Origin of the sequence: Flavobacterium sp. W20_MBD1_R3 (assembly GCF_052119725.1) — a bacterium.
Classification (GTDB): domain Bacteria; phylum Bacteroidota; class Bacteroidia; order Flavobacteriales; family Flavobacteriaceae; genus Flavobacterium.
The window spans coordinates 481,323-501,206 of record NZ_JBGQOR010000002.1 but is presented as its reverse complement, the minus strand read 5'-3'; the positions used below and the strand labels follow the sequence as shown (position 1 = coordinate 501,206).

Annotated in this window: 13 protein-coding genes and 1 tRNA gene; 3 read left to right on the top strand and 11 right to left on the bottom strand. The window is 33.8% G+C overall.

The window, feature by feature from the left end; translation table 11 throughout:
- Positions 1-60 precede the first annotated feature (60 nt).
- A complete protein-coding gene (locus ACEN2F_RS05290) occupies positions 61-2,760 on the top strand; it encodes a zinc-dependent metalloprotease (protein WP_441736691.1) in 2,700 nt (899 codons plus the stop codon).
- Between the two features lie 52 nt (positions 2,761-2,812).
- Here the strand turns inward: ACEN2F_RS05290 and pth are convergent, their stop codons facing one another.
- The 3 genes from pth to ACEN2F_RS05275 form a co-directional block, all read right to left on the bottom strand.
- The gene (gene pth / locus ACEN2F_RS05285; protein WP_441736690.1) at positions 2,813-3,487 is read right to left on the bottom strand and encodes an aminoacyl-tRNA hydrolase; all 675 of its coding nucleotides are present in this window, start codon (positions 3,485-3,487) and stop codon (positions 2,813-2,815) included.
- A gap of 285 nt (positions 3,488-3,772) precedes the next feature.
- Positions 3,773-4,384, bottom strand: a complete 612-nt coding sequence (locus ACEN2F_RS05280; RefSeq protein WP_441736689.1) for a 50S ribosomal protein L25/general stress protein Ctc — start codon at positions 4,382-4,384, stop codon at positions 3,773-3,775.
- 86 nt (positions 4,385-4,470) lie between these two features.
- The gene (locus tag ACEN2F_RS05275; protein WP_441736688.1) at positions 4,471-5,412 is read right to left on the bottom strand and encodes a ribose-phosphate pyrophosphokinase; all 942 of its coding nucleotides are present in this window, start codon (positions 5,410-5,412) and stop codon (positions 4,471-4,473) included.
- A 291-nt stretch (positions 5,413-5,703) separates the two neighbouring features.
- Here ACEN2F_RS05275 and ACEN2F_RS05270 point away from each other — a divergent pair.
- A tRNA-Leu gene (locus ACEN2F_RS05270) sits at positions 5,704-5,783 on the top strand.
- Here the strand turns inward: ACEN2F_RS05270 and ACEN2F_RS05265 are convergent.
- Positions 5,737-7,299: a recombinase family protein gene (locus tag ACEN2F_RS05265; RefSeq protein ID WP_441736846.1), complete on the bottom strand. Its 1,563-nt coding sequence runs from the start codon at positions 7,297-7,299 to the stop codon at positions 5,737-5,739. The two genes, ACEN2F_RS05270 and ACEN2F_RS05265, sit on opposite strands and share 47 nt — an antisense overlap.
- Positions 7,292-7,600, bottom strand: coding sequence for a hypothetical protein (locus tag ACEN2F_RS05260; protein ID WP_441736687.1), 309 nt, complete (start codon positions 7,598-7,600; stop codon positions 7,292-7,294). Before ACEN2F_RS05260 ends, ACEN2F_RS05265 begins: the two co-directional genes overlap by 8 nt.
- A 667-nt stretch (positions 7,601-8,267) precedes the next feature.
- On the opposite strand from ACEN2F_RS05260, the gene ACEN2F_RS05255 reads away from it, so the two are divergent.
- Entirely contained in the window at positions 8,268-8,519 is a 252-nt protein-coding gene (locus ACEN2F_RS05255) for a hypothetical protein (protein WP_441736686.1), read from the top strand.
- Between the two features lie 297 nt (positions 8,520-8,816).
- Here ACEN2F_RS05255 and ACEN2F_RS05250 read toward each other — a convergent pair whose 3' ends face one another.
- The 6 genes from ACEN2F_RS05250 to ACEN2F_RS05225 form a co-directional block, all read right to left on the bottom strand.
- Positions 8,817-9,380, bottom strand: a complete 564-nt coding sequence (locus ACEN2F_RS05250) for a tyrosine-type recombinase/integrase (RefSeq protein ID WP_441736685.1) — start codon at positions 9,378-9,380, stop codon at positions 8,817-8,819.
- A gap of 242 nt (positions 9,381-9,622) precedes the next feature.
- The gene (locus ACEN2F_RS05245; RefSeq protein ID WP_441736684.1) at positions 9,623-12,652 is read right to left on the bottom strand and encodes a type III restriction-modification system endonuclease; all 3,030 of its coding nucleotides are present in this window, start codon (positions 12,650-12,652) and stop codon (positions 9,623-9,625) included.
- 2 nt (positions 12,653-12,654) lie between these two features.
- Entirely contained in the window at positions 12,655-14,754 is a 2,100-nt protein-coding gene (locus ACEN2F_RS05240) for a site-specific DNA-methyltransferase (protein ID WP_441736683.1), read from the bottom strand.
- Positions 14,751-15,518 carry a DUF4391 domain-containing protein gene (locus ACEN2F_RS05235; protein WP_441736682.1) on the bottom strand — a complete coding sequence of 256 codons (768 nt, stop codon included), beginning with the start codon at positions 15,516-15,518 and terminating at the stop codon, positions 14,751-14,753. The genes ACEN2F_RS05240 and ACEN2F_RS05235 overlap by 4 nt, the downstream gene beginning before the upstream one ends.
- 3 nt (positions 15,519-15,521) lie before the next feature.
- Positions 15,522-18,692: a helicase-related protein gene (locus ACEN2F_RS05230; RefSeq protein ID WP_441736681.1), complete on the bottom strand. Its 3,171-nt coding sequence runs from the start codon at positions 18,690-18,692 to the stop codon at positions 15,522-15,524.
- Between the two features lie 477 nt (positions 18,693-19,169).
- Entirely contained in the window at positions 19,170-19,550 is a 381-nt protein-coding gene (locus ACEN2F_RS05225) for a hypothetical protein (RefSeq protein ID WP_441736680.1), read from the bottom strand.
- Between the last annotated feature and the right edge of the window lie 334 nt (positions 19,551-19,884).

Sequence of the window (19,884 nt, the reverse complement as noted above, 5' to 3'; positions counted from 1 at the left end):
ATAATTGAATTGACCGTTACTAGAAATACTTTAATTTTGAGGTTTAAATATTATAGAATCATGAAAAGAATTATACTGTTTTTTGTAATTGTTTTTTCAAGTGCTGGAATTTACGCGCAAGAGAGTTCTTTTTGGAAAAAAATTATACAAGATAAAGTTGCAATTTCTGACCGAATTAATAGTAAGCCACTTGCTGACAATCAGTTGATGTTTGCGTTAGATGAAGCTGCGCTAAAAAATTCTTTGGAAACACTTCAAAATAAAACTTCAAAACAGAGCCGAATTGAAATTACGATTCCCAATATGAGTGGTGAGTTAGAGAAATTTTCGGTTTGGGAGTCTTCTAATTTTGAACCGGAATTGCAAGCGCAAAACCCTGATATACGAGCCTACAATGGTATTGGAATTACAGATAAAAAAGCATCTTTGTACTTTAGTTTGTCGCCAAAAGGTATTCAGACTATGATTCTTAGAGGTGGAAGTGGCTCTGAATTTATTGAACCTTATTCAAAAGATCATAGTGTTTATGTGCTTTTTGATTCTAAAAGTAGAGTTCGAGGAAGTTTGCCTTTTACGTGCAAAACGGAAGATGTCGCTTTGAATAAAGAACTCTTAAACAAGACCGGTAAAATTGCTGCGAATACTAGAGTTTTCAAAACTTTAAGACTGGCTTTATCTTGTACGGGTGAATATACAGCATTTCATGGCGGTACTGTTGCAAATGCTTTGGCAGCCATGAATGCTACTATGACCAGGGTTAACGGTGTTTTTAATAAGGATTTAGCTTTGAAATTGAGTATTATCGCAAATAACAATCTAATAATTTACACGGATGCAGCCACTGATCCGTATTCAGATGCTGCTGCAGGCGTAGGAGGCAGTTGGAACGAAGAGTTACAAGATAATTTGACTGCTACAATAACTGACTCAGGATATGATATTGGTCATTTATTTGGTGCCGATGGAGGTGGTGGGAGTGCAGGTTGTATTGGTTGTGTGTGTGTAAATCCTACTGTTGCTGATCCTACGGCAAAAGGAAGTGCGTTTACAGCGCCAAGTGACGGTATCCCGCAAGGAGATACTTTTGATATTGATTTTGTAGCGCATGAAATGGGACATCAATTGGGGGCAAATCATACGTTTTCTTTCGATATTGAGGATGCTGGCGTCAATGTGGAGCCTGGCAGTGGTTCCACTATTATGGCATATGCAGGGATTACTTCGGGTTATAATGTTCAAAATAATTCAGATGATTATTTTGCCTACGCAAGCATAAAGCAAATACAAGATAATCTATTGTCTAAGAGTTGCCCTGTGAGTACAGTACTGACCAATAATCCTCCAACAATCAGCGCAGGCCCGGATTATACTATTCCTAAAGGGACCGCGTTTATCTTAAAAGGCTCCGGTTCAGATTTGAATGGCGATGTGGTTACCTATTGCTGGGAACAATATGATACGGCTGTTAATTCAACAAATCCTCCGGTAAACGAAGATGGAGATTTTAGTTTTGCTTCACCTACAAAAATCTATGGTCCTAACTTTAGATCTTTTTATCCAAGTAGTTCTTCAGTACGTTACATGCCTGCTTTGAGTTCAGTTTTGGCTAATAAATTGACAACCACATGGGAATCCGTTTCCACTATTGCAAGAACACTTACTTTTACATTAACCGGCAGAGATAATGCGGCTCTGGGGACAGCGCAAACAAATACGGATGAAATGCTGGTAAATGTCAGTGGAACAGTAGGTCCATTTGCAGTATCATCGCAAAATACTGATAATTTGGGATGGTCGCAGGGATCAACTGAAACAATTACTTGGGATGTAAATAACACTACTACTTTAGTGGGATCAACTAATGTGAACATCAAACTTTCAACGGACGGTGGATTAACTTTCTCTACAATGTTAGCATCAAATACCCCTAATGATGGTTCGCATACAATTACGGTTCCAAATGTAACGGCGGAAGATTGTAGGATTTTGATAGAGCCAACAGCCAATATTTATTACGCAGTAAACAGTACCCCTTTTGCAATTGGGTATTCCGTTGCTTCCTCTTGTAATACCTATACTTTTTCGGCTCCATTTCCCATACCGGAATCTGCTAGTTATAGTACTAGAACTATTACGGTGCCAGCTACAGCTGGTTTGGTATCTGATGTGAATTTTGCTGTCGCTTTTACACATACCTTCTTGTCAGATGTGGAAATAGATGTAGTGAATCCACAAGGCACTATTGTAAAGTTATTTGATAGAAGCTGTGGTTCTCTGAGCAGTAGTTTAAGTCTGAATTATGATGATCTGGGAAATTCGCTTGCTTGTGCAGTGACAACAGCTCAAACAGTAACACCATTTGAATTATTATCCACATTTAATGGGCAAAGTCCGCAGGGAAATTGGACTTTGCGTGTTCGTGACATGCAAAAAAATGATACTGGTACAATAAATTCGGCATCTATAACTATTTGTACAAAAACATATACTTCAGTAATACCAGATGTAGTAATAAATGATTTTGTGGTGTATCCTAATCCAAATAAGGGAAATTTTAATATTCAGTTTACAGCTACGTCCTCTGCGGGGGTAAAAGTACTGGTTCATGATGTTTTAGGAAAGAAGCTTTTTGAGAATGAATTTCAGAACAAGTCAAATTTTAACGAAAATATTCAATTAGAAAATGCACAACCGGGAATTTATTTATTGACTGTTTTGGATGGAAGCAGAAAAGAATTCCGAAAAATTGTGATTGAATAATTGAATTTAAAGCACTAAAAAAGGGAAGCGTTACGATAACGTTTCCCTTTTTTTATTTTCCGTTAAATGTGGTCATGGTGATTTCCAATCCGGCAGTTCCAAAGGATTTTATGATCTCTGAAGCTAATTCGAGTCGTTCCGGAAGTGCCGTTTTTTCAGCATCATCCCAGTCACCAAGAACATAATCAATTTGTTTTCCTTTTTTGAACTCATCGCTGATCCCAAAACGGAATCGGGCGTAATTTTGAGTATTCAGTACCAGATTGATGTTTTTAAGTCCGTTGTGTCCACCGTCACTTCCTTTTTGTCGGATGCGGATGGTGCCAAAGGAAAGATTCAGATCGTCAGTAATGACTAGAATGTTTTCAAGAGGAATGTTCTCTTTGTCCATCCAGTACTGCACGGCTTTCCCGCTCAAATTCATGTAAGTGTTGGGTTTCAAAAGCAAAAAAGTTCTTCCTTTGAATCTATATTGGGCTAGTGCGCCCAGTTTTACGGTTTCAAAAGAAACGTTTTCTTTCCGTGCCAGGAAATCAACAATTTTAAAACCAATGTTGTGACGAGTGTTAACGTATTCGGCGCCAATGTTGCCAAGTCCTACTATTAAAAATTTATTACTCACGTTTTCTATATTATTTTTTTGGTTTTCATGAACTTCTGGTTTCATAAAAGCTGTATTATCTTTAGATTTGGCTGTTGAAAACAAAGTTGAAATCCATTTTATCATGTTGCAAAAATAGACTTAAATAGAGAATTGGACTATTAGATTTTTAAAAAATCGTTATTGAGAGCAAAATAGTTCTTGTTAGCCCTGATGGAAGTGGCATCCCGCGCTTTTTAGCGTGGATACAACGGACAGCAGGAGTAGAGTTACTGAAGGAAATAGATTGTTGTGCTCCTAATAATGTAAAACAAGATATTAAGATTTCATATTTGTGGAAATGACAAAATAAAAAACAAAAAAAAAGCACCAGTTGTACAACTGATGCTTTCTTGATTGAGTGAAAAAGTATTATTTTTTCTTTCCTTTTACAGGAGCTTTTGCTGCTTTTGCTGCTTCTTGAGCTGCTTTCATAGCGGCACGAGAGATTTTCACTTGACAAATTACAGTGTTGTCCGGGTGCATGATTTTGTAGTCTGGAGAAGCCACTTTAGTAACGTATAATTTGTTACCCATGTCTAATCCAGTAATGTCAGCTTCAATAACATCTGGAAGATTTTTTGGTAAAGCTTTTACTTTTAATTTACGAGTATTCAAACGTAAATCTCCACCAGCCATAACTCCTTTAGAGTTACCGATGATTTTTACAGGAACTTCCATAGTGATTTCTTTGTCATCAAATAATTGAAAGAAGTCAATGTGTAAAATCTTGTCAGACACCGGGTGAACCTGAATGTCTTGTAAAATAGCGTTAAATAATTTTCCTTCACCAAGATTGATCTCAACAGTGTGAGCGTTTGGGGTGTAAACCAAGGTTTTGAATGCCATAACTTCTGCTGAGAAATGAACTGCCTGATTTCCTCCGTATAATACGCAAGGAACCAATCCAGCATTACGTAGGGCTTTAGTCGCAACTTTACCCACGCTTTCTCTTTCTGATCCTTTAATTGTAATCGATTTCATTGTAAAAAAAATATAGTTATTAAATAATATTACTTGTTTGTGTTTTTTTAGTTAACCTTACTAGTTCCCTTTTTGGGGTTCGCGGTTTACATTATAAACTTTCCACTTATGGAATTGTTGTGGTGTACCATGTGCATCACTTCAGCAAAAAGAGGCGCACAACTCAACACTCTTATCTTGCTTGATTCTTTCTTTAAAGGAATAGAATCGGTAACAATTAATTCTAATAATTTAGAATTTTCTATTTTTTCGTAGGCATCACCAGATAAAATAGCATGAGTACAAATTGCTCGTACGCTCAATGCTCCTTTTTCGATCATTAAATCTGCGGCTTTCGCCAAAGTGCCACCGGTATCAATCATGTCATCTACTAAGATTACATTTCGGCCTTTTACTTCACCAATCAGCTCCATCGTGTCAATGACATTAGCTTCTTTTCTTTGTTTGTAACAAATTACCACATCTGACTCTAAAAATTTAGAATACGCATAGGCTCTTTTTGATCCACCCATGTCTGGAGAAGCAATTGTTAAATTGTCTAGGCCTAAACTTGTCACATACGGCAAGAAGATCGTTGATGCAAAAAGATGATCTACTGGTTTTTCAAAGAATCCTTGAATTTGATCCGCGTGTAAATCCATTGTCATTACTCTTGTTGCGCCTGCAGCATCTAATAAATTAGCTACTAACTTAGCTCCTATCGGAACTCTTGGCTTGTCTTTTCTATCTTGTCTTGCCCAACCAAAATAGGGAATTACTGCAGTTATGTGTCGTGCCGAAGCCCGTTTTGCTGCATCAATCATCAACAACATTTCCATTAAATTGTCGGCAGTTGGAAACGTAGAGCAAACGATAAAAACGCGTAATCCTCTGATGGACTCTTCATAAGAAGGTTGAAATTCTCCGTCGCTGTATTTTGACATGGTGATTTTCCCTAAAGGAATTCCGTAATGCTCTGCTATTTTTTCAGCCAGATAAACACTTTGTGAACACGCAAAAATTTTAGCTTCTGGTTCTAAAGGTACCATTTAATTTGTTGTTTTTTATTCCGTTGCGCTCTATGTCATTGATCTTTATAGTTACTGCAAGACCAGATGTTTGTAATTGCTTCGGGTGTAGTTAGTTGTGTGTCTCGTTTTTAGCGAGGTGCAAATTTATGAAATTTATTCAACTCTGAAAGGAAAAAATTAAGTATTTTTAGTTGAACATTTAATATTATTTTTTACATTTGCACCGTGTTAAAGGAATTGGTGATTGATTTAAACACAATCATCTCTTTTATTGCGTTGAAATAGCTGTTGTTATTACATGTCTGCTAAGCCCGGATGGCGGAATTGGTAGACGCGCTGGTCTCAAACACCTGTGGGAAACCGTGCCGGTTCGACTCCGGCTCCGGGTACATTAGCGGAAAAGCTGTCAGAAATGACAGCTTTTCCTTTTTTATAATCTCCCCAATCCTTGCTATTCCTAGTCAAAAGACTAATTACCTCGTTTACATTAGTGGTTCGACAATCATCATTTCCGAAAATTAGTTTTCCAGTAAATAATGAACCCGCTAGTATTCTTTTACCCTCATAATCGCTTCCCATAAATAAAACATTTAGGTTTACTAGTAGTTCCATAGCAGAATCTACGTAAACCCTAATTGAGTCATTACTTGTGCTAAGGATTTCGATTTCGTTGTTAGTTGTCATCAGCTCTTTATTAATTCGACTTAGCATGCTGTTAAATGTATCAGAGCTAATTTCTTTACCTAACAACATATCCTCTGCACTTTCTATTCTAATTTTTAAACCCTTCTGATGCTCTATTAAGTTTGTTAACTGACTCTTTTTATTACCAATTATATTAGACTCCGAATCTTTTAATACCTCTGAAAAAAGATCCTTCACATTTTCGTTAATTTGTAATCCAGTTAAAATTTCTGATATTTTTGTGTGAGCGTCTATTACTGGAACACGGGTCTTGCACTTATTTCTACAGTGATAGTAGGCGTATTTTTTATTTCGCCCCTTAGATATGCTACCTGTTATTTTTCCACCACAAACTTCACAAGTCAAGAAGTCTCTTAGAGGAAAGTCCAGATTTTTATGGTTTGGTTTTATACCGTGCCACCTCTTGTTTTTAAAAACTGCTTGTACTTTGTAAAACGTTTCCAAGTCAACTAGTGCTTCATGTTTTCCATCAACTGTCATAGCTGGTTCTTTTTTAAATTCTGGAACCTCTATTTTTCCAATGTAAATGGTGTTTTTAAGTAATACGCTAAAAGCACTTTTCTCTAGGTTCATCCCAGATTCCTTTAGTCTTTTTCTTATCGTTTCTACTGGCTCGATATTCATGGCTACCTCATCGAATGCTCGTTGAACTAAATATGAATATTTGTTAGGTTTTAAAGTCGACTTTTTTAATTCGTTTCGGAAATTATCGTAACCGTATGGAGCTTTTCCTGTAAAATAACCTTCTCTTTTTGCTTGGTATGTGCCATTAATTGTTCGACTAGATATCTTGTCTCTTTCTACTTCGCCAGCAGTCAGATAAATGGATAGCACCATTTTGTTATCCGAATTTGTCATGTCTAAGTATTGCTCGGATGCATTCAACTCGATACCCATCGAATCAAATTCCCGTATTACGGTTAACGCTTGTTCGATGTTTCTCGAAAATCGGTCCCATTTGGCAAACAGTACCTTGTGAATATCTTTTTTATTTGCTTTAACATACGTCTTTAGTTTTGACCATTCGGGTCTATTGAAATTTTTGGCAGAATGGTCTTCCTTGTATGTATGGACAATATTATAACCGATAGTGTCACAGAATCGCCTTAAAGACGATTCTTGATATTCGAGACTAAACCCTTTTTGCGCTTGCTCATCAGTACTTACACGGCAGTATATGATAACATTTGTTTTATTCATATCTTTTACCATTTAGTTTATCTCCCAAATTATTATAATATTCAAAAGCCTCATAGTGAGTATCGAAAACTTCAAAGTATTCATCATAAACTTTCTCGATAAAGGTATCTAATACTACCCAACCAGCATAAAAGTTATTTTTATATGAAATCATTGCAATTTCTGCATATTTATCATTTTGCAACTCCAGAATAGCATTTTCCAAGTTTCGGCCTTGCATTTTAATTTTATTAATAAGCTCAGGATATGTCATACCCTCTAAATATTCATCTTTTATTATCATTTCTCTTAATTTTTTCATTTTATTTTATTTTTTTATTGCATACTTCAACCAATTTATAAAGTACATTTCGGATTATTTCTACTTCTTCATCGTTAAAGTAATATCCATTTTTATTTAAAATTTTCTTGCATTTTGTTTTACATAACATTTATACTTCCCTGACACCTATCTTCTTTTATAAGGTGGACGATTCTTAACGTTATTTTAAATTCTTTTTTATTTAAATCCATTTTTACTTACACCCCATACTCTTTTTTATTGGGGGACGATTATTTTAACCAAAAAAAAACAATCGATACCCGACGAAGTGATAATACTCCATCAGTACAAATTGTTTTTATTTGTCTGGATACGAATGTCTTAGAGGCAATCGGAACACATAACAAAAATATTATTATATCTAGCCAATAACAAGTTTTTGAAAAAAATAATTTAAAATAATTTAGCTGGTCATTAAGTCTTCAACAAAAAAGGGTCTTTATTCCTCAAAGATAACCTAAGTTTAATGTTCCTTTGCTGGAGTTATTGAATGGGAGAATAGAAAATGTCGCACGGAAAATAGCAGTTATTGCCAGAAATCAAGATAATTTTAAAGCCTAAAGGAATTATGCGGAGAATGCTTTGACTATCTCCGTATATTTTTTAGAAAAAATAAATTAGTTTGTCACCCAATAAATAAATTCTTATGAACGATAATTTTCTCACCACCGATGAAATCAATAAGACGAAAATACTATATGATCACTTTCCTACAGTAAACGGTCTTTATTTAAAGAGCAAAGCCAGTACTGAATTATATTTTTCTGTCCAGAAGAGAATGAAGCCATTTTCTAAAACGGGACTTACGCCGCCACAAGAATTAAAATCCGAATTTTCGAATGCTAAAGAAATTTGTGAACATAATTTGTTGAGTTTTCAGACAGCAATGAATAATTGAAATGAAGCGATGTTCTTTATATGTCAAAAATTCAAGTATAAAAAATTGAGTGAGTTTTTGAATCTTAATGAAATGGGTGGGCTGATGAATAAAAACTTAGCGTGGGGCACTCAGCTTATCGCCGAAGCGGAAGAAGTACAAGTATTACATATTCTTTCACCTGGGGACTATTCTCTAAATCTAGTGAACATTTATCCAGAAAAATGGTTGTACTCACATTTTAAAATTACACAAATCTGATTTAATCTATCTAAAGAGTCATGTAATCCTCACTTTCCTAGATATGAAGTGTGATTATTACAAACTCATATAAATATCATCTAATTCTTCCTGACGGATACCTAAATATGTTTTCGTGATTGCGGGAGAGGAGTGATTAAATAATTCACTAAGATACAGTAGAGCCTTATCCGTTTCATTATTATTTGCCCAAACTTGACGACCAAATGTTTTTCTTAGGGAGTGGGAACTAATTGCCAAAGTTTTGGTTCCAAACATAGTTTTAAGCATCCTGTTCACATACTGGATGCTGAAAACGGTGTCTTGATTTGACGTGAAAACAAATCCGTCAATATTAGGATTTCTTTCTAGTAATAAACCGTAAGCTTTTTTTACATTATCGTTTAATCGGATAACTCTTTTTTTATTAGTTTTAGATTCCGTTAGTGAAATGGAATCATTTACCAAATCTTCATGTTTTAATTTTAAAATATCAGAAATTCTTAATCCAGCATTAATGCCATAAACTACTAAAAATCCTAATTTATAGTTCTTTTCAGTTTTTATGATTTTCATCGCTTTATTGAGTGTCGAATCGAAATTCATATAATCGCTCTTGGTAACGGAATTTTTTAGGCTCATGGCTATGATGATTTATACCGTAAAGATAATTAAAAATAGGTTCAAAAACAACTAATTTTTACTAAAAGTGAAACTTTTAAAATTATCAAATTCGTCAAAACTTTGTTAGCCCCCTATTAACACGGGTTTAGTTAAAATAAAAAGTTTCACTATTGTAAGAAGTGAAACTTTTCAGAAAATTATTCAAATACACACATGTGTCTGTCAAAGTCCTTATTATTTTTTGCCATAAACACTTAATTTTATTTACTCAAAGCATAATCCTCAACATCAGCCAGTTCAGTAGCTACAATCATTTTACTACCAATGGCACTAAAATGTCGTTTACCACATTTGATTTTACCCGCTTCTTTGGGGTTTATATCGAAAATCCCTGTACTACCTTTAGATTCTACAACAAAGTACAATTTCTCATCCTCTTGGTCTTTCCACATGATAGCCCAGTCAGGATTGTAGGTTCCTAGTGGGGTATCAATTTTGAACCAAGATGGTAGTTTAGCATAAACCGATATATTGGCACTGGTTTCAAATTGTTTTGCCAAATCCGATTCTATATTTGAATCGTATACTACGTAATTGTAAGGCGATTTTGAGCTCTCCTTTAAATTACTTTTCATATAACCAAACAACTCTTTATTTTCAAAAAGCTCTTGCTCGTAGTATTCAGCATCACCAATTTTTTTATAACTAATTCCATCAATGATGTGCAAGTTCATTTGTTCGTTGATGATGTCAATACAGCCTTCAATAAATTTTTGAGGATTGATTTTGAAGTAATCCAGTTTATTGATTTTAGTTAAAATGGTTACAATTGACTTTCTGGTCAGTTGCGTTTCATTCTGAAGGTAACTTACGATATCTGGTAATCTTTCAACCTCATCTTTGATGCTTGTTGTTTCGCTGTTTGGGCTTATTGTTGCATGAACTCCTCCAGCATTAATTGAGATGGAAGCTTTTGTATAAATTAGTTTTCCTCTTGTGATTTTTAAACGGTCATTGATAGCATTAATGCATTCTTTTACCAATGATTCTGAATCAAAGTTTACTGAAAATGTAGTTTTGAATTTCACTTTCTCCCAAAGTTCTCTAAACTCTGGACTGTCTAAAATTCTTTTATTTACAGTCACTAATTTTTTATCTGCTTGGTTTTTTATTTCTAGTCTTCCAGCAGTTTCTTTTAATGTGTTGATGATTTGATTTAGAACATGTTCCTGATCTTTGAATTCCTCTGGAATTACAACCGTTTCATCCTTTAAATCAATTTTAAGCTTGTCTTGTACTTTTCCTTTTGCATCAATGTAACCTTGGCTTATAAGATGTTTAAAGAGCTCTTCTGATTTTTCTTGACCAAGGTAAACGGTGTCTTCATCATTAATTTCAACAACAATATTTCCAAAACTATGTTTCTCAAGGATGCCAAATTTGATTCCTGTTTCTTTTTCAATCTCTTTCTGGAAATTATCCACGAATTCAGCATAGGTTTCTGTTGCCATGACCGTTAAAGTATTCACTTCATGCCCATACACACGTTCTCCTGATTGATTCACACACAAACGTAAACCACGACCTATTTCTTGCCTTCTCCTGATTTCGGAACCACCAGCATCTTTTAGAGTACAAATTTGAAATACATTTGGATTATCCCATCCTTCTTTTAAAGCAGAATGAGAAAAGATGAAACGCAATTTTGACTCAAAACTCAAAAGCATTTCTTTGTCACGCATTATTAGATTGTACGTGTCTTCATCTGCATTGGTGTTTCCTTTGGTATCTTTAAAGTATTCGTATTTGTCCTTAGAATTACTTTTTTTAGCTTTTTTATCGATAGAGAAATAACCATTGTGAACTTGGTTTGCTTCAATCTCTACATCCTTTATCTCTCCAAATAAACTAGCGTATTTTGGTTTCGCTATTAGCTTTAAATACTCTTTTTCGAAGATTTCAGCGTACTCTCCATTGGCTACATTTCCATCTTCATCATATTGACGGTATTTACCAACTGAATCAATAAAAAACAAAGAAAGCACTTTGATCCCTTGAGGATTCAATACCAATTCTTTGTTTAAATGCTCCTCAATGGTCTTGCGGATTAAAGCGGTTTTGATTTGCTTGTCATCCACATTTCCAATGGCTTCACCAAGTTTTATAACATCGTCTTTACTGGTGAAATCAATGTATTCATTTCCAGCTACGGCATAAATATCTTTGATGATGTAGCCCTCGTATTCGGCTCTGTCAGTAATTTGTTCTAAATCTTCATTTTGTTTTACCAGAACCGTTTTTCTTGAAATACTTCCATTTTTGAAGATATCCAGTTCCAATTTTGCTACTGGAAAACCTTTTGAGACTTTTACCTCAACCAATCTGATATAAGCATTGTTGTTGATTCCTTCTGTTTGAACAGAACCAACTTCAATTTGCTTGACCAACTTCTTTTCATAAGCATCTACGGCATCCAGCTTATACATCATGTTGATTTTCTCGTCCTTGCGGTGCGTAGCAGAGTATTTAACAATTGCCAATGGATTCAAGCTCTGGATGGCTTTCTTTCTTATTGGTGTACTTATGGTTGTTTGTGGTTCATCTATAAAAACAACTGGATTGGTATTTTTAATTAAATCCAATGGTTTGTATCCTAATGAATCATTGTATCTGTGGATAATATTTGCTGTTTTCTTTAAATCATCAGGATTATCAAAGCTTTTTGCGAAAGCATCAATATTGATAACCATGATTTCTAAGCGGTCATTGGTAGCAAAATCTCGAACCTCATTTAATTTACTAGAATCATACACAAAGAAATTGTAGTTGATGTTGTCATACAATTCTCTTAAGTGTTCCTTGGTAATTTGTAATGATTTGTAAACCCCTTCTTTGATTGGTATGGAAGGAACTACAATGATATGCTTAGAAAAACCATACTTTTTATACAGTTCAACGATGCTTCTCAAGTAAACATAAGTTTTACCTGTACCAGTTTCCATCTCAACGGTAAAATCAAGATTTTTTCTATCTATTTCGGCTCTTGTTGAAGGTTTTAATCCATTGGATAATTGGATTCTTTGCGTATTCTCAAGAATTTGCCCTTCTGTTAATATCAAACGATTTCCATATCCAATATCAGTAAATCCAATATTTTGCTGTTTTGCTAAAAATTCTGGAGAATATACCGTAAAGTTAGAATCACATTTTTCTTGACCACTAAAAATATCTACGATAGCTTCAATGGCTTCTTGCTGGTAGTTTAACGTACTATCAAATTGTATTTTCATGTTTAAATACTCTTAATTTCGTTAATACCAAAACGCTTCAAAGTTTGTACTGAGTTTGTTTTCTCTACATCACCAAAACCTGAGTCTTTAAAGATAACTCTACATACTTCTGGATTTAATGCTTCTTTCCAAGCTCCAATTCCTTCGGCTACTTTGCTAGTAATACCATCTGCAAGGCAAATAAACAAAGCTCCAAAACCAACACTAAATACTTTTTTACCTTCAATATTTTTTTCATCGATTGGTAAGGTCAAATCCAGACCATATTTTAATAAAATTTCAAACAATACATCTTCTTCTGTACGACCTTCTTTAATATTATCTTGAGAATCAAATAAATTGTCTACTAGATTATCTGGATTACCATCCCAACCTTTTATATTGGAACTATCTAATTTAAAAACTTTAAAGCCTATGTCTAAATTATCAATATTAGCCTGTATATTTAAATTTTCTAACTCTAGAGTATTTATTTTTTCTTCAATATCTTGTAGAAGAATTTTACCATCCATTTTTCTTTTTAAATCTTCAATTTTAAAGACATTCTCTTTAATAATTTGTTCTTGGTCTTTAATAATTTTTTTTCCAGCTCGTCTTATACGTTCTTTTCCAATTTCGACAATAGTTTTAAAACCAGATTTATAAGCATCACTTTTTTCATCTGTTAATTGAGGCAACTGCACCTGAATATGTTTTCTTTTTAGTCCATCTTCCACATTAACACTCATAATTGCTTGAGCTGTTGAGGCAGAACCTGAAAAGAAATCTAATATAATCTCATCATTTTTTGAGTCACATATTTTTGCTAAATATTTTATTAATTCTGAAGGCTTTGGGAAATCGAAGGGAATATCCAATTCATTTAGTTCTTTAGCACTATGCCGATTTTCATATTTGGAAATAAAATCATTGGGTAACTGACCTTCTTCTTGCCTATCTTTTAACCAAATTTTAGTATTTACATTCCAAACAGAATCGTTTCCTTCAGAATCTACTAAGACTTTACTAGAGGTTTTACTAAACTCAACATTACCTAAAGAAAATTCTTCTAAATACTTACTGTAAGTCCATCTCCAAACTCCATCATTTCCAGACTTAGGTGCAATTTTTTCACCTTGTGATTTGATTTCGGGGAAGAAGTCACCCTGAGGAATAACCAAGCTTCCATCAGGAGCTTCTATGTAATATCTTTGATTAACACATCCTCTCATCGGGTCTAATGAAGATTGATACAAACCCATAGCTCTGTATTTTTGCCCATCTCTTTCTCCTCCTTTTTGAATTTTAGTATAAACTTTCTTTATTAATTCATCACTCATTTCGTCTCTGAATCCTGAGGCCAAATCAATATTTTTTGCATAAACTAATAGATATTCAATATTAGGCGAGAAAAACTTCCCTTTATTTCCTCCCGATTTAGCCAATCTACCAACTAAAGAGACTCTATTTGATTCGCCAAAAATATCATCACATAATTGTACTAATGTTGAAAATTCATTTTGACCTATCGAAATAAAAATTACTCCATCATCTTTTAATAAATTTCTTCCAAGTTTTAACCTTGGATACATCATATTTAACCAATTAGAATGATAGCGTCCTTCACTGTCTGAATTAGTTGTCATTTTATTTCCCTCGTCATCAACTTGACCTGTAACTTGTTGGTAATTTTTAAGATTGTCTTTATAGTTATCTTTATAAACAAAGTCTTTTCCTGTATTGTAAGGTGGGTCAATGTAAATCATCTTAACCTTGTTGCTGTAGCTTTTTTGCATCAACTTCAGAACTTCAAGATTATCCCCTTCAATGTATAAGTTTTCGGTAGTATCCCAGTTTACACTTTCTTCCTTGGCTGGTCTTAAAGTTCCTGTACTGGGTTTGTGTGCTTCTCTGCGGGCTTGCGCTTTTCCTGCCCATGTAAAACGGTAGTATTCCTCTTCATCTTCAATTTCCTTTCCCAAAATATCTTGTAAAACTTTAAAATCAATTTTACCCTCTGTAAGTACTTCAGGGAAAAGTTCTTTCAGTCGTGCAATATTATCATTTACTATATCTAAACTTTGAGTAAGTTCGTCTCCTTTTGTAATTTTATCTAAGCTCATAGTGTGTTTAATAAGGTTTTAAGAGTCTCAATTTCATTTCGTTTCATTTGTATTTGAATGTTCAAAGAAACTCTAGTATTGAGTTGGGATTCTTTTTTTATTTGGTTTGACAAAGTAAGGATTTCTTTTTCGATTCTTTGTATCGTTTCCAGATGTTTTAGGTCGTCATCCGTTCTTATGGAACTTCGTTTATTGAAGGTTCCCGTAACCATTGCGGTTTGAAATTGTACAATAGCACTGGCGTAACTTTTATAGGTGGTTTCTAAGTTGGTTTTGTCTAAAATGGCAAAATCCAAGCCTTCAAAGAAAGCACCAACTAATTCATTTTTGTATAATTTTGAAACATTAGGTGAGTTGATAAAAGCCTCAATGGTTCGTTTTGATTTATCGTTTTGATTGATTTTTTTGTCGCAAACGTTCAATACAAATTCATCTGCATTTTCAATCATCAAAACAATAGGATACGGAATGTGTTTCTGGAATAAATTAGCGACTCTATCAATCGTACCTTTGATAAGATTTCCTGATAGTGTACATGTCATTACTTGAATTTCCTCAAAAATATAAGTTTCATTTTGGACTGTGGTAATGTTTGAGTTGGAAGGTTTTATACTCGCTAACCAGTCCATCATGACAATTTCATTTAATATTTTTTTATCAGCAGAACTCAGCTCAAAGTTTCTAATAAAGAAAGCCTTGCTTATTTTCTTACTGACAATAGCCCTTTCAGGTATATTTAATATTTTGTTATAGTTAAAACTCATTCTTTATTTAATAATCAAATAACTGATTAGTTCTAAATTCTCTTCTTGACTGATAACTGAACTTAACAATGTGGTTCCACCAGCTGTAGCCAATGAATCCAATCCTACTTCTTCCTGTACACCAATCACCTCTTGAATAGCAGTTTTAAGCAAATTAGCATAGGCATCCATCTTTTTGTTTGCTTTGGTTTCTTTGTCAAATTCGGCAATTAATTCTGGAATAATTCTATCGTTACCCATGGCTAATTTTCTAAAATAGTCTAAAGCCGTTTTGGTTTGAGAAGCTTTGATGATTTCGGTACCATCTATACTGATATAAACCAAAAAGAAGGGGTATAAGATGTTGTTTTTAAGTTTAGAAGCAAAGTCTTCACTATTGCCTTTTAAGCAGAAAATAGCGCCTTGTTTGACGTGCTCAAGATTTGACTTTACTATTGCGTAAGATGCTTTAGGTATGTACTTTAATTCTTCTAATTCTGAGTCGGTACTTTTTTCCAAATCAATCTTAAAATCATTGAAAGTTAAATCGGTAATTGATATATTTCCGTGAACATCCTCAAGGTCAATAACCTGATTTTGTAATTGTTTCAATTGTTGTTTGCGATAATCCAAATCTTGCATTTCACGGCTGTTTTGCGAAATAATATTATCCTCTCCAGTAGCCGAAACATCAAGCATTACCATTCGACCTTGAACACGTGCTACCAGATCAATAAAACTATCCAGCTCCATACTTGGGAAAAAATTCACCAACTGGATATTGTCATTTTTAGACCCAATACGGTCAATACGCCCAAAACGTTGAATAATACGAACTGGATTCCAGTGTATATCATAATTGACTAAATAATCACAATCCTGAAGGTTTTGACCTTCAGAAATACAATCGGTACAAAAAAGAATATCAATTTCATTTTTTTCTTCAGGATAAATTTCCGCTCTCTTTTTTGATACTGGAGAAAAGTTAGTCAAAATGGTATTTAAATCCGTTTTGCACTTTGGCATATTGGTCTTGTTGGTTCCAGAACCAGTTACCAAAGCCGAATTTAGACCATGTTCCTTTTTTAACCAATCGTGTAATTCGTTATACAAGTAATTTGCAGTATCGGCAAAAGCAGTAAACACAATTACCTTCTTGTTATTATCATTGATTGGTTTACGTAGTTTTTCTTCAATTCTATTTTTAAGCTCTAGCAATTTAGCATCACGTTCTACATCAATCAACTTGATGTTTCCCATTAATTTAACCAAAACAGCTTTATCCTGTTTCAGGTCTTGTTTCCAAGCAATATTGTCTAAATCCTGAATCAATACTTTGGTTTTACCACCAACCAAGAGGTCTTCTAATTCAGTATCATCAATATCAATGTTGTTGATGTCTAAATCAAAATCCAAAGTTCCAGATTGATGATTCTCTATTTGTTTTAAGTTGGAATCTATAAAATTAATTAATTTCTCAACCGTTAATCCAAAAGAATGAATGGAACTCTCCAAACGTTTTAAAAGGTTTACACGCATTAAATAAATCAAACTCTGTTCACGGTCAACTTGCCTAAAAACGCTTCCAGTACCTGTTTCCATGTCGTATTTAGCTTCGTATTCTTCTCTTTTATCGGCTCTTACATAAGCTAGAGGCGTATAAGATGCTAAAGTAAGGGTACTAATTTCATCGTAAATTTGTCCAATATCGCTAAATTGATTTTTAGTATCAATTTCGGGAGTTAGGGTTATCGGTATTAATCTATTTGGAAAATTACCAATATCTGACATGTCATAGTACTTCTCAATATGTTTACGAGACCTTGCAATGGTTAACATGTCTAATATTCTAAAGTAGGAACCGTCTAAGCTTTCCATTAGTCCACCTACATCAAGATTATTTGGGTCTCCATTTTTGTACCATAAGGTGAATTTTCTTTGAGCATCCTTCATTACTTGACTAATACTATCTATACCATGTTGACTAAAATAGCGGTCGTTTCCTTCCGTAATAAAAGAGACTTGATTCTTCAAATCGTTCATTTTATTATTTACGGGAGTAGCTGATAACATTAATACTTTTGTCCTGATATTCGCCTTGATAACCTGATTCATCAAACGCTTGTAACGAGTCATTCCATCTCTCTTGTTGGGATTGTTTCTGAAATTATGAGACTCATCAATAACTACCAAATCATAATTTCCCCAATGAATTGTCTCTAAATCAATATCACCTGATTTACCTCTTTCTCTGGTTAAGTCGGTATGATTCAAAACATCAAAATTTAAGCGGTCTTCAGCTAGGATATTTCTTTTGTCGTTTAGGGTGTAAACTGTCCAGTTTTCTCTTAGTTTTTTTGGAGCAAGTAATAAGACTCTTTGGTCATTCCTTAGAAGATAATATTTAATTACCGCCAAAGCTTCAAAAGTTTTTCCTAAACCAACGGAGTCAGCAATAATACAGCCACCGTAAGTTTCAATTTTATCAATAGCACCAATTACAGCATCTTTTTGGAAATTGTACAGCAAACTCCAGATTTTAGAATTTTTAAATCCTGTTTTTTCTAACTTTTGATCGGCTCTTTCATTAACTGTTGAATAATGAAATATTTCACGAATACTGTATTTATAAATTGCTTCTGCTGAAATAGTATTGGTTCCTTTCTGTAATAACGCTTTGACTGCATCATTCAAAACTATCTTGCTACTGTTCCAAGCTCCATTAAAATAATTCAAATATTGATTTTGAGTATCTTCAATATTATTTATAAAAATTAAATTCTCATCATTGATAGTTCCCAAACATACTGAGTCAAGGTCTAAGGGTGTTAAGAAGAAACAATTAGAAATCCCATCATTTTCGATAATCAGAATATTTTGATTACCAATACCACCTTTTCTGATTTGAATTTTATCATCAATTAGCCCAAGTACTTGGTTGATGCGGTACTTTCTGTCTAATAAAAGGTTTAATTTATTTTCCTTTTCATTTTGAATAAATCGAAAATCATCTTCAGCATCAAAATTATTACTCAAAAGTAAATTGATTTGTTTTGACTTTGAGAATATGTCAACTAATTCAAATAAGGCGAATGCAGTAAAATGATTGCAACTTATATAAATATTTGAATTTGGTGTGATTAGAGTCGTGAGTTCTTCAAGTAACAATCTACTTTTGTTATCTATAATATTCATTCAATAGAATTGGTTTAGTTTTTTCTCCAGATTTTTTTTTAATCGATAAATGGAATTTTTCGATTAAAAATATAAAAATAGAATAAAAATCTTATTTATTAAGGCTAATTATAAAAAACTGACTGTTTTAATAATTAGGAATCACCTGTTTTTTAGATTCAGAATTTTTAAAAAAAAAATTAAAAAAATTCTGGAAAATTTTTGATTAACATTCTGATCGTACCATAGCGTATACCCATAGGGGGGTATGAGAGAGCGGAAACGGGAGGAGGAAGGGGAGGGCTCTCGTGCCTAATTCATTGGGTTAGATGCTTTATAATCTAAAAAAATACAATATTAATAGCTAATGAATTAATTGTCTTCAAGGGTGCTAATGATGTACGTTATTGAGCAGTAATATGCGTCAAAAACACTATGAAATGACGTTAAGAGGGGGGTTGACGGGGCTATGAGGGTGTAATTTAAGCAAAAAAGGATTTATATATTATTTCTCCGTTCTTCACAAAGTTTAGCATATTCATCTGATAAAAGCCAGTCTAGCATTTCTGGCGAATACTCATTGTTTACAGGCGCTTCTTTGTGAATTTCTTTTTGTGGTTTTTTAGATTTCGTAAAAAACCGAAACAGTGATGATAGGATTACCCAGATTAACAGTAACGCTCCAGCGGCCAAACAAGCGACCAAATTTAAAATAGCGAAAATGAAACCGAAGATGCTAACATCTCCAGGGACAGACCTAGATGCACTTGCGCGAAATCCTTCAGCTAAATAGCCAGCAAAAAGGTTGTAGAGCCCTTGGCTTCTGTAGGAACCATCGACAGGCCATCCGTTTAGATTGTGTAGAGAGGTATTAGACATGTGGTTTTATTATTACAATAAACAACAGTGATTAGTTTTGTTCAAAATTTATTAGTTCCTGTACGGAATCTGACCTACAATTTAATGATTTTTTTGGAGAATTCCAAGCAAAAAAGATTCTTATTTTTCAAAACAACCCACCCTTTGATTAGGGAAGTTTCTATACTCTGACTATTTCAATCCCTAAATCCCAAATTTGTTTATCCCATCAAGTTATGTATGTAATAATCCTCTTAACTCCTACGTACAAAGGGAGTGGGAGATAATAATTTATTTAAAATAATCTTTAAAAAAAAAGAGTTGGTACTTCTCAAACGGTAAAAATAAATTTCAG